The sequence below is a fragment of the Thermoanaerobaculia bacterium genome (genome assembly GCA_035717485.1).
In the GTDB taxonomy this organism is placed as follows: Bacteria; Acidobacteriota; Thermoanaerobaculia; order UBA5066; family DATFVB01; genus DATFVB01.
In genome coordinates this window covers 1-11,736 of record DASTIQ010000087.1, presented here as the reverse complement: position 1 = coordinate 11,736, position 11,736 = coordinate 1, and the positions used below count along the sequence as shown (strand labels likewise).

9 protein-coding genes and 1 pseudogene are annotated in these 11,736 nt (G+C 68.7%); 8 read left to right on the top strand and 2 right to left on the bottom strand.

Annotation, left to right across the window (positions count from 1 at the left end):
- Positions 1-131: 131 nt before the first annotated feature.
- Positions 132-386 (top strand): TatA/E family twin arginine-targeting protein translocase, encoded by a 255-nt coding sequence (locus tag VFS34_04550; protein HET9793710.1) that lies wholly within the window; start codon positions 132-134, stop codon positions 384-386.
- Positions 387-407: 21 nt separating this feature from the next.
- Positions 408-1,166 (top strand): twin-arginine translocase subunit TatC, encoded by a 759-nt coding sequence (tatC, locus tag VFS34_04545; GenBank protein ID HET9793709.1) that lies wholly within the window; start codon positions 408-410, stop codon positions 1,164-1,166.
- A 324-nt stretch (positions 1,167-1,490) separates the two neighbouring features.
- Here tatC and VFS34_04540 read toward each other — a convergent pair whose 3' ends face one another.
- Positions 1,491-3,125 carry a hypothetical protein gene (locus VFS34_04540; protein ID HET9793708.1) on the bottom strand — a complete coding sequence of 545 codons (1,635 nt, stop codon included), beginning with the start codon at positions 3,123-3,125 and terminating at the stop codon, positions 1,491-1,493.
- Positions 3,126-3,234: 109 nt separating this feature from the next.
- On the opposite strand from VFS34_04540, the gene VFS34_04535 reads away from it, so the two are divergent.
- The 6 genes from VFS34_04535 (at position 3,235) to VFS34_04510 (ending at position 9,405) form a co-directional block, all read left to right on the top strand.
- Complete coding sequence (locus VFS34_04535) at positions 3,235-4,275, top strand: lysylphosphatidylglycerol synthase transmembrane domain-containing protein (protein ID HET9793707.1); 1,041 nt, start codon at positions 3,235-3,237, stop codon at positions 4,273-4,275.
- A 92-nt stretch (positions 4,276-4,367) separates the two neighbouring features.
- The gene (gene nrdR, locus VFS34_04530; GenBank protein HET9793706.1) at positions 4,368-4,844 is read left to right on the top strand and encodes a transcriptional regulator NrdR; all 477 of its coding nucleotides are present in this window, start codon (positions 4,368-4,370) and stop codon (positions 4,842-4,844) included.
- 163 nt (positions 4,845-5,007) lie between these two features.
- The gene (locus tag VFS34_04525; GenBank protein HET9793705.1) at positions 5,008-5,475 is read left to right on the top strand and encodes an Hsp20/alpha crystallin family protein; all 468 of its coding nucleotides are present in this window, start codon (positions 5,008-5,010) and stop codon (positions 5,473-5,475) included.
- Positions 5,475-7,922: an endopeptidase La gene (gene lon, locus VFS34_04520; protein ID HET9793704.1), complete on the top strand. Its 2,448-nt coding sequence runs from the start codon at positions 5,475-5,477 to the stop codon at positions 7,920-7,922. Before VFS34_04525 ends, lon begins: the two co-directional genes overlap by 1 nt.
- Positions 7,919-8,857 carry a thiamine-phosphate kinase gene (thiL, locus tag VFS34_04515; GenBank protein ID HET9793703.1) on the top strand — a complete coding sequence of 313 codons (939 nt, stop codon included), beginning with the start codon at positions 7,919-7,921 and terminating at the stop codon, positions 8,855-8,857. Before lon ends, thiL begins: the two co-directional genes overlap by 4 nt.
- Positions 8,854-9,405: a DUF2062 domain-containing protein gene (locus VFS34_04510; protein HET9793702.1), complete on the top strand. Its 552-nt coding sequence runs from the start codon at positions 8,854-8,856 to the stop codon at positions 9,403-9,405. The genes thiL and VFS34_04510 overlap by 4 nt, the downstream gene beginning before the upstream one ends.
- 1,444 nt (positions 9,406-10,849) lie before the next feature.
- Here VFS34_04510 and VFS34_04505 read toward each other — a convergent pair.
- A pseudogene (locus VFS34_04505) lies at positions 10,850-11,368 on the bottom strand (glycosyltransferase family 39 protein).
- Between the last annotated feature and the right edge of the window lie 368 nt (positions 11,369-11,736).

The following is an 11,736-nucleotide window of genomic DNA, read 5'->3' as shown; positions in this document are numbered from 1 at the left end:
CCGCAACGCGCGAAGGGGTCCGTTCATTCTCGCACGCGGAGGCCGGGGTCGCCAGGCGCTCGTTCAGATCGATTCGCCTCATTGACGCGTCGTCGCCCCCCGGGACAGAATACCCCCGAAAAGAGGTGCCCATGCTCGGGTCCATCGGAATGCCGGAGCTCATCCTGATCTTCATCGTCGCGCTGATCGTGTTCGGTCCGAAGAAGCTCCCGGAGATCGGCAAGTCGCTCGGAAAAGGCCTCGCCGAGTTCAAGAAAGCTTCCGACGACTTCAAGCAGAGCATCCAGCGGGAGGTGGACGGCCTCAAGGAAGAGGCGAAGATCGAGCCTCCCCCCGCTCCGGCTCCCCCCCCGCCGGCGGTCGATCCGACCGTCAAGCCGGGATAAACGGGCGCGGCCTCCACGTCCTTGCCGATCGTCGACAATCGCGACCGGGAGCCGAACGAAGAGCTCCCCCGGATGGGGTTCTTCGACCACCTCGAAGAGCTCCGCCGCCGGCTCATCTGGTCGATCCTCGCGATCGCGGTCGCGTTCATCGGCGCCTGGACCTATTCGCCGACGCTGTTTCGCTGGATCGAGCGGCCGATCCAGCCCTACCTCCCCAAGGGAACCCATCTCGCGTTCACGACGATGCCGGAGCCGTTCATCCTGTATTTCCGGGTGGCGCTCTACGGCGGGATCATCATCGCGTCCCCCTTCCTCCTCTGGCAGGTCTGGCTCTTCATCTCCCCGGCTCTCTACCGCCGCGAGCGCCGGTACGCGATCCCGTTCCTGCTCGTCACGCTGGTCTTCTTCCTGACGGGATGCGCGTTCGGCTATTTCGTGGCGTTTCCGCGGGTGTGCGAGTTCCTCGTCGGGATGGGAACGAGCACCGGGTTCATGCCGGTCATCACCATCAACGAATACCTGTCGATCGCGTCGAAGACGATCTTCGGGCTCGGCCTCTGTTTCGAGCTCCCGATCCTCGTCTTCTTTCTCGCCCGCCTCGGCCTGGTCACGGAAAGGTTCCTGCTCGCGAAGTTCAAGTACGCCGTGCTGATCATCTTCATCGTCGCGGCCGTCATCACGCCGACCCCGGACATGATGACCCAGTGCGTCTTCGCGGTGCCGATGGTGGTGCTGTATCTGCTGGGGATCGCGATCGCCTGGGCTTTCAAGAAGCGCTAGCGCGGCGCGACCGTCGCGGAGTCATAGCCTCGGCGACTTCGGCGATCGCTCTCACGATGCGAGAGCCCCCGCGATCCGCAACGCCATGCTCCCAGCGGAGCGGACGATGGGAATCGCAATGCCCTGCGCCGACCGCTCGCTGCTCCCGGACGGAAAAGCTCCTACCCGGGATCGGCCGAATGTCGGCTGGCCGTCGACGCCGAAGCCGGGCGCGAGCCGGCCGTAATGCCGGTCGACGTCCATCGGCGAAACCTTACCGATGAACGTCCGCCCAGCCTCCGGCCAGACCGCGCGCCGACCGGCTCGATGCGTCTCCCGCGACGTTTACGGGTGGCGCTGCACGGTCGCGGGGGCCGGCGCGGGATGCGCGGCGGCGGTGACCTTCTGGCGGCTCGGGTCGTTGAAGACCACGAACTTCCGCCGGCCGATCAGCGTCCGGTAGCCGCGGCAATCCGACGCGTAGACGTTCAGGTCGTGCGCCGTGTTGGCGAGCTGGGTGGTGTCGAGCGCGAACGACCAGCCCACCTTCGCGTCGCCCGCCGTCCACGACGCCGCCGTGTCGTTGCACGGCGGATTCTTGCTGAGGAACGACGCGGGCACCCGGATGTCGTGGACCGGGACGTCGGCGCGGATGAGGCACCAGTCGGCGGGCGCGTTGTCGTCGTTGCTGCCGGGCGCCGACGGCTGGCAGTCCGGGTTGACGACCAGACAGTTGGTGTCCGGCGGACACGGAATCCCGCAGGGCTGCTTCGTGACGATGTCGGTGTAGCGTCCGTCGACGTCGACGTCGATGTGGGACAGCGAGTTGGTCGAGTGGCACGAGTACCCGTCCGGATCGAAGGCCCAGCCGGAGATCTCGGCGGTGCCGGTCAGGACCTGCTGGTTCACCGGCGTCTCGATGTTTCCGAACGCCGACTGATCGATCGACGTGACGCCGTTGCAACCCGTCGTGAAATTGACGGAGATCGGCGTGCCGATCAGCGAAACCGTCTCGGCGACGTCGCCCGCGCGGATCGAAATGTCGTGCTTGCCGGGGACGATCGTCGTGATGCTCCTGACGTTGACGTCCTGGTCATCGAGCCCGCTGCCGAACGGAGTGTAGAGCACGAGATGTCCCGTGCCGTCGTCCACGGCCGCGAAGCTGAAGACGTATCCGGCATTGTCGGAGTTGACGAACCCGGGGAACAGTCTCTCGACGTCCGGCCGGTTGAGGCCGTAGCAGTTCGTGAAGGCGCCGGAGAGCTCGACGCAGTCCTGGCGCGTGTCGGCGATGATCACGCCGTCGATCAGGAGCTGCACGTAACCGGTCTGGCCGGCATCGGAGCGGGCGCCGGTGTCGAGGACCCAGCCGGTCACGATGTTCAGATCGGCGCGTTTGATCGTTCCCGTGGGGGGAGGTCCCCCGCCCGGGGGACACGGCGAGAACTCGCAGCCGGTCGGTCCCGACGGGGCGGCGCTCCCGCAGATGGATCGCATCGTGGACTCGTCGACCGGATACTGGAGCTCGCCGAACGGATGGAGGTTCAGGCTGGCGTTGTCGACCTGCACCTGCCGGCTGCCGAGGTCGGCCGTGTCGGGCGCCGAGCTGCCGTCGGAGAGCCCGACGGCGACGGCGGAAATCGTGTGCATCCCGTTGAGGAGCGCGGTCGAGTCGATGTAGACGGACCAGCCGGAGTTGAGCGAGTTCGGGAGCGCCGGATACGCCGCGTTGACGTCCGGCCTCTGGCCGAACGCGTTGGTGCTCGTCACGATCTGGCCGTCGACGAGCACGTCCACGCGACCGACTCCGTCGCTTCCGACCACCCACCCCTGCACGAGGAAGGCGGAGTTGGCCCCGTCGACGATCGAAGGCCCGGACGGCGGGTTGTCGATATTTCCGAACAGCGTCGCCGCCCTCGAAGGCGCGGAAGACGCCGCGAGGCAAACAGCAACGAGGAGCCCGAGAGCCAATCGACGCATTTTCACCCTCCGCAGTTGAGCTCGTTTCGACCGATAAAGCTGGAGTCATTTTCGGGGCGAAGTCCAAGAAAGTCAAGGGAAAACACGGTCGTTCATGGTAGAAGGCGGCATGGGGAACGCGCACCGGGGGAAGGTCGTCGCCTCGGTCGCGCTCGCGGTCGCGCTGCTCGTTTTCTTCCTCGCCCGGGTCGATCTCCACGACGTCGCCCGCCGGATCGCCCAGGTCGCCCCGATTCCCTTCTTCCTCTCCCTGGCGTGCGCTCTCACGGCGATTCCGCTGCGGGCCTGGCGCTGGCAGGTGCTGCTCCGGCCGGTCGGCGAGGTCGATTTCGGGCCGACCTTCGCCGCCACGTGCATCGGGTTCGCGGCTTCGACCGTCCTCCCGGCCCGGGCGGGCGAGGTCGTCCGTCCGGTCGTTCTCGCCCGGCGGACCCGAGTGCCGCTCTCGGCCTGCGTGGCGTCGGTCCTCTTCGAGCGGGTCTTCGACCTCACGACCGTCCTCGCCCTCTTTCTCGTCTACGGTCTCTGGCCCGGCCTCCACCCGGCGTTCTCGGGCCACGCGGCCGCCGTTTTTTCGAGCATGCGGGCGCTCGCTCTGGTCTCGGGCGCCGGCGCGGCCGTCTTCTTCGCGATCGCGTTCGTCGCGACGGGACGCCGGCAGGGCGCCCGAAAGCTCGTGTCGCGGATGACCCGGTGGCTTCCCGCCCGGCTCCGCAAGCCGGCCGAAGACGCGTTCTCGTCGTTTCTCGACGGCATGCGCCCGGTTCGTCACGGGCCGACGCTCGCCGCGACCGCGCTCCTCTCCGTTCTGCTCTGGACGATCGTGTGCGGACAGGTCGCGTTCCTCTTCCGGGCGTTCCGGCTGCCGCTCGCGCCCGCGGCGTCGATCCTGATCGTCGTCGCGACGCTGATCGGTCTCGCGATCCCCACGCCCGGAGGGGTGGGAGGCTTCCACAAGCTCTGCCAGGTCGCGCTCACGCTCTTCTACGGAATCGACGTCGACGCCGCGACCGGGCTGGCGATCGTCTACTGGTTCATCGCTTTCACGCCGGTGACGGTCCTGGGATTCTGGCTCTTCGCGGCGGGACCGCGCCGGAAACGCGAGTCTCTCGCGGCCCTCGCCGAAACCGCCGCCGACGAGCCGCGCTGATCCCGAAACGGCCCGCTCCCGCGAACGGGCGGATTTCTGCGCTCCCGCCGGCCGACCGCGGCGGGAAACTGCGAATCGGATAGATTAGCCGGATGAAGTGCCCTTTTTGCGGAGGGCTGGAAGACCGGGTGGTCGATTCCCGCGAAGGGCGTGACGGCGAATTCATCCGCCGCCGCCGCGAGTGCACCGTCTGCAACCGCCGATTCACCTCCTACGAGACGATCGAGGACATCCCTTACATGGTCGTGAAGAACGACGGGCGGCGCGAGCCGTTCGACCGCAAGAAGCTCCGGGCGGGCCTTTCACGCGCCTGCGAGAAACGGCCCATCCCCTCGGCCCGCCTCGACGCGATCGCCGACGAGGCCGAGAACCGGCTCCACGAGAGCGCCGATCGCGAAATGACGACGCGCGAGATCGGCTCTCTGGTCATGGAACGCCTCAAGGAACTCGACGAAGTCGCCTACGTACGCTTCGCGTCCGTCTACCGGCAGTTCGAGGACGTCGGAGAGTTCCTGGACGAGCTGAAGACGCTGCTGAGCGGCCGCCGCCAGCCCAAGGGAGCAAGATAGTGGGCGCGGCGATCCATCGAGTGAATACGGGCGCGCGTCCGACGTGCGCCGCCGGTACGCCTCGGGACGCGGCAGCCGGGCCCGCATCCCGTCTCGCTCGCGTCTCCCCGCGCCTGGAGCCCGACGCGGGAGCCGGGAACACCCGGGCGACGGAGAGCCCTTCTTGAGACGCGCCGGCCTGTTCGGGCCGCTCATGGAAATCACGCGCCTCCAGTCGGAGCTCAACCGCCTCTTCTCCGGGATCCTCGAGAACCAGCGTGCGGCGCTCGCCACGGCCGCGGCGTGGGACCCCAACGCGGACGTCCTCGAAGACGCCGACGAGGTCCGCATCATCGTGGAGGTTCCCGGACTCTCCGCCGAGGACCTCTCCGTCGCGGCCCAGGGCAACCGCGTGCGGATCCGCGGCGTCAAGCGCGCCGAACCCCAGGAGGGGGAGGGCGCGAAGTTCCTCTGCATGGAGCGCTTCTTCGGCGACTTCGAAAAGATCGTCCCGATCCCCTACCCCGTGAATCTCAAACAGGCCTCCGCGACGCTCCGCGACGGTCTCCTGACGGTCGCTCTTCCGAGAGTGGCCACGGAGCGCCGGCGGTTCGTCGAGATCCAGATCCGGATCTCGGAAGGAAACTCGTGATGCCCGACAGGGAATTCGAAAAACCGGCGGAGTCCGTCGGAGAGATCCCGATCCCCGACATCGTTCCCGTTCTGCCCCTGAAGGACATGGTCGTCTTCCCCTACATCATCGTGCCGCTCTCCGTCTCCCGCGAGAAGTCGATCAACGCCGTCGACGCGGCCCTCGCGGAGCAGCGGGTGATCATGCTGGCCCTCCAGAAGAACAGCGAAAACGAGAACCCCGCTCCCGGCGACCTCCACGACGTCGGCACGCTCGCCGCCATCATGCGCATGCTGAAGCTCCCCGACGGCCGGATCCGCCTCCTCGTCCAGGGAGTCTCCCGGGCGCGCGTCAACTCGTTCCTCCAGCAGGATCCCTACTTCCGCGCGAAGGTGACGCGCGTTCCGGAGCCGGAGCCGTCGAAGCGTCTGGCTCCGGAGGAGGAAGCCCTCGTCCGCGGGGTGAAGCAGAACCTCGAGCGGAGCGTCACGCTCGGCAAGAACATCTCGCCCGAGGTCATGCTCATCGCCGCCAACCTCGAGGACACCGCTCGTCTCGCCGATCTCGCGGCTTCCAACATGGAGCTCAAGGCCGAGCAATCCCAGCGCGTCCTCGAGACCGTCGACGCGATCCCGCGCCTGCGCCTCGTCAACGAAGAGATCCTCAAGGAGATCAACGTCCTCACGATGCAGCAGGAGATCACGTCGCAGGCGCGCGGCGAGATGGACAAGTCGCAGCGCGAGTACTTCCTGCGCCAGCAGCTCAAGGCGATCCAGCAGGAGCTGGGCGAAGGAGAAGAGCTCTCGGAGGAGATCGAGCATTACCGCCGTCTCGTCGGCGAGAAGAAGCTCTCCGAGGAGGCGGCCGCGGAAGTCGGCAAGCAGATCAAGCGCCTCGAACGAAGCCATCCCGACTCCGCCGAGACGGCGATCATCCGGACGTACCTCGACTGGATGACCGGCCTCCCGTGGGGAACCTACTCGACGGACGCGTCGGACCTCGACCGCGCGCGCCGGATCCTGGACGAGGATCATTACGACCTCGAGAAGATCAAGGCGCGCATCATCGAGTTCCTGGCGGTCAAGACGCTGAAAAAGACGATGAAGGGGCCGATCCTCTGCTTCGTCGGACCGCCGGGGGTCGGCAAGACGTCGCTCGGCCGCTCGATCGCGCGCGCTCTCGACCGCAAGTTCATCCGGTTGTCGCTCGGGGGCGTGCGGGACGAGGCGGAGATCCGCGGGCACCGCCGCACCTACGTCGGCGCGCTGCCGGGAAGGATCATCCAGGGAATCTCGCAGGCCGGAACCTCGAACCCCGTCTTCATGCTCGACGAGATCGACAAGCTCGGGGCCGACTACCGCGGCGATCCTTCCTCGGCCCTCCTCGAGGTGCTCGATCCCGAGCAGAACTCGACCTTCCGCGACCACTATCTGGGCGTCCCGTACGATCTGTCTCGCGTCCTCTTCGTCGCGACCGCCAACATGCTCGACCCGATCCAGCCGGCGTTCCTCGACCGGATGGAAGTGATCTCGCTGTCGGGATACACGGAAGGGGAAAAGCTCCAGATCGCGCGCCAGCACCTCATCCCGAAGCAGCTCGACGAGAACGGGGTGACCGAGCACGCGATCGAGTTCACGACCGCCGGCCTGCGGCACATCATCGAGGGGTACACGCGCGAAGCGGGGCTGCGGAACCTGGAGCGCGAGATCGGGTCCGTCGCCCGGAAGGTCGCCGTCGCGGTCGCCCGCGGGAAGAAGACGAAGTTCCGGATCACGCCCGCGGTCGCCGCGCGGATGCTCGGACCGACGAAGTTCTTCTCCGAGGAGCGCCTGAAGAAGGACGAGGTCGGCGTCGCGACGGGGCTGGCGTGGACCCCCGTCGGCGGCGACGTGCTCTTCATCGAGGCGAGCGTCGTCAAGGGGAAGGGAGGCATCCTGCTGACCGGAATGCTCGGCGCCGTGATGAAGGAATCCGCCCAGGCGGCCCTGACCTACGCCAAGGCGCACGCGCAGGAGCTCTCGATTCCCGACGAGTACTTCGAGAACCACGACCTCCACGTCCACGTTCCGGAGGGCTCGATCCCGAAGGACGGACCTTCCGCCGGCATCACGATGGCGACGGCGATGATCTCCGCTTTCACGGGGCGCCCGGTTTCCAAGGACCTCGCGATGACGGGCGAGATCACGCTCCGCGGCGAGGTGCTGCCGATCGGCGGCGTCCAGGAGAAGGTCCTGGCCGCCAAGCGAGCGAAGATCCGCCACGTCCTGCTGCCGAAATTCAATCGCCGCGACGTCGAGCAGATCTCGCCGCACGTTCTCGCGGGGCTCGAGATCCGCTACGTTTCGAGCGTGGACGAGGTTCTCGCGGCGGCGCTCCTGCCGGCCGCGCCGGCTCCGCCGGCCGAACCGCCCGTCCCGAGGAAACGGAGCGGCCCGCTTCCGCCCGAGCCCCCGCGTCCCTCCGCATGAGCCCCCTTCGCGGGGAGGATGCGCTCACGGCCCGGCTCGCCGCGGCCGCGCGGCGCCTGGCTCCGCGGCGGCGCGAAAAGGGAATCCGGCTCGCCGTCGGAATCGGCGACGACGCCGCGGTGATCGACGCGGCGCGCGGCCGCTACGCGATCACGACCGACACCCTCGTCGAGGAGATCGATTTCCTGCGGGGCGAGCGTCCGCGCGCGATCGGCCGCCGGGCCGCGGCGGCCAACCTCTCCGATCTCGCGGCGATGGGAGCGGACCCCGAGGGATACCTCCTCACGATCGGCCTCGGGCCGGGCCGGGTCGCCTCGTACGCCGAACGCATCGCGGAAGGCGTTCTCGCGAAGATGCGCCCGTTCGGGGCCGCCCTGTGGGGAGGCGATCTCTCCCGCGCCCCGGCGACGTTCGTCACGATCTGCCTCGTCGGAAGGGCGAAGCGGCCGGTCCTCCGCTCGGGCGCCGTTCCCGGCGACCGCCTGTTCACGACCGGGACGGCGGGCGCGGCGGCCGAAGCGCTCGGCTTCCGGAAACGAAGGGCGGGGAAAGCCCCGGCGCGGCGCGAGAAGCCCCACCTCGATCCGGAACCGCGGATCGCGTTCGCGCGGGACCTCGCGCGGCGGCGCTGGGCGACCGCCATGATCGACGTCTCCGACGGGCTCGGAAAGGACGCGCACCGGCTCGCGCGCGCGTCCCGGGTGAAGCTCGTCTTCTCCGGGATCCCTTCGGGGGTCCTCACGGCGGCGAGCGACGATTTCGAGCTCCTCTTCACGGCGTCCCCGCGCCGCGCCCCGGCGATCGTCGCGCTCGGCCGCCGTCTCGCGACTCCGGTCTCCGAAGTCGGGCGCGTCGAGCGGGGGCGGGGAGTGTTCGCCGAGGAGCGCGGCCGCCGCCGCCCGGTGCCGGAGCGCGGATACGACCACCTCGCATGAGCATCTTCTCGGGGCGATGGCAGCGCTTCATCCTCCATCTGATGGGGAAGGAGGACCCGCCCGAGCGGATCGCCGCGGCCTTCGCCCTCGGCGTCGCCATCAGCTTCTTCACGCCGCTGACCGGATTCCACACGCTGATCGCCCTCGGTCTCGCCTTCCTGCTCGGCCTCTCGAAGGTGGACGTCGTGATGGGGACCTTCGTCGTCAATCCGTGGACGGTCGTGCCGGTGATCACGTTCGAGGAGTTCCTCGGAAAGAAGATTCTCCGCCTCTCCCCGTCGCTCGCTCCCCGCCTCCCGTGGCGGGAGATCCTCCACAAGAAGTTCTGGCACACGCTGCGGGGGAGCGGGTGGAATTACCTCGCGGCGCTCACCGTCGGCTCCGTCGTCGCGTCGGCGCTCGCCGCGACCGTGACGTACTTCCTCGTCCACGGCCTGATCCTGCGCTATCAGCGGACGCATCCTCACCTCGCGGCCCAGCGGCGATGCTCCGCCGATACGCCGATCGCGCCGGAGGAGCCGCCCCCGCCCGGCCCGGAACCGCGCTGAGCGCGGACGAGGAGGGCGGCCGCCGGGAGGCGATCGCCGGTTCCGCGAAGAGCGAGGGCTGCCGCCGGCTCCACGCCGCCCATCGCCGGGAGACGTCGCGCGACGTCTCGGGCGCGCGCGGCAGATCGACGAGGAGCGCCAGCAGGTCCGACCGGTCGCGGCTCGCGTCGAAGAGCGTCACCCGCAGTTCGGCGGCTTCGTCGAAGTCCTCCCGCTCCTCGGCGATCCGCGCGAGCCCCGAGAGCGCCACGCCGTCGGTCGGGAAATCGTCCAGCGCCGCTTCCCACTCGACCTCCGCCTTCTCGGTCCACCCCTTCGCGAAGAAGACGCGCCCGAGGTCCTCGTGATTCAGCGCCATGTCGGGGCTGAGAAAGATCGCCAGCCGGTAGGCCTCCACCGCCTCGTCGAGCCGGCCTCGGCGGAAAAGGAATGCGGCGCGGTGGTACGCGAGGGGAAACGAGGTCGGGCACTTCCGGAGACCCTCGGCGTACGCGGCGTCGGCCGCCGCGAAATCGCCCCGCCGCTCCGCGGAATCGCCGATCGTGAACCACCCGTTCTCGTACGGGGGGAAGATCGCGACCGATCTCCGTCCGTCTTCGACCGACTCCGCGAGGTCGCCGAGCTCCCCCGCCATCCTCCCGCGGCCCGCCCACGCGTCGTAGTAGCGGGCGTAGATCGCCGTCGCGACCGCGTACTGATCGTAGGCGGTGCGATGCCGGCGCCGGTCCGCCTCCGCATAGGCGAAGTCGTAGTGAGCCTTCGCGCTGTTCGGCGACGTGAGAATCAGGTTCCGAAAGAGCGTCTCGTCGCTCTCCCAGACCGGGTTCCGCGAAATCGTCCGGAAGAGGAGGAGGAGAATCGCGGCCGCCAGGGCCGCCGCCCGCACCGGCCGGCGCGAAAGCGCCGCGGCGTCGCCCGGCAGGAATGCCGCCAGCGCGACCGCGATTCCGGCCGAAGGGAGATACATCAGCCGCTCGGCCATGATCGTTCCGGTCGCGAAGAGGAAATTCGAGGTCGGGAGCGCCGCCACGAAGAAGAAGAGGATCCCGAATCCCGCGGCGGGACGCCTCCGGAAGAGCGCGATTCCGGATCCGGCGAGGAGGCCGACCGCGAGGAGCGCCGCCCAGAAGAGCGCGTCTCCCGGCTTCGCGATCGGCAGCTGCCATGCCGATTCGTCGGCCGAGAGGTGCGCCGGGAAGACGATCCTGCCGAGGTTCCGCAGCATGACCGCGCCGGCGTTGGCGAGGCGCGAAAGCGTCGGGAGAGAGACGAGAGGGTTCTCCAGCTCGAAGAATCCCGCCTGCTTCGAGATCAGGAAGCCGTGGAGGACCGCGATGCGGATCGCGAACGTCGCCGCGAGCGGCGCCGCGAACCCCGCGTAGAACAGCGCGTGCCGGCGAAGCCGCGCGGCGAAGCGGCGCGCGAACGATCCCTCGTCGGCCGCGAGATCGTAGAGGAAGATCAGCCCCGGGAAGACGACGGCGCTCTCCTTCGTCAGGATCGCGAGGAAATACAGAGTCCAGGCCGCGACGGGGAATCGGCGGCCCCGGCGGCGCGCGCGGGCCGCCGCGAAGAACGCGAGCAGGAGGAAGAACGCGGCGAGCACTTCGGCGCGGCCGACGATCGAGGTGACCGCCTCGACGTGGACGGGGAGGACGGCGAAGAGGAGGGCGGCGATCCCCGCCGTCGTTTCGCCGAAGCGGCGGCGGAAGAGGAAGAAGAGCAGCCAGGTGTTCGCGACGTGGAGGGCCACGTTCACCGCGTGGTAACCGAAGAGATACCGGCCGTGAACGAGATAGTTCGCCGCGAACGACAGCAGATCGACCGGCCGGTACGACGTGCCCGTCGCCAGAGATCCCCCGAAATAGTGCGTCGTGAAGATCTGCGGGAGGTTCCCCCATTCCTGGATGCGCGGGTCGTCGCGGACGATCGCCTTGTCGTCGTACGTGAAGTCGCCGGTCATTCCGTTGGCGAACGCGAGGAGGCAGGCGGCCAGGAGGAGCCCCGGCCACGGACGCCTCTCCCACGCGCGCAGGACGTTTTCGATGCGCGAGAGAACGGTCGTCATTTCGGCGGGAAGAGCACGCGCGGACGATATCAACCTTCGCCGGCGCGGCGATACGTCGAGGAGGCCGGGCACCGGGCGGGCCCTCCCGGCGGCCGCGTAGAATCCGCGGATGCGTGGGAGCGTGGCGGCCCTCGTTCTCGCGGCGGCGGCCGCCGCCGCCGCTCCCTTCCCCGTGGGAGTCGTCGTCGACCGCGTCCCGTGCGCCGACTCTCCTTCCGAGAGCTACGCCCTGTACCTTCCTCCCGGGTTCACGGCGTCCCCGG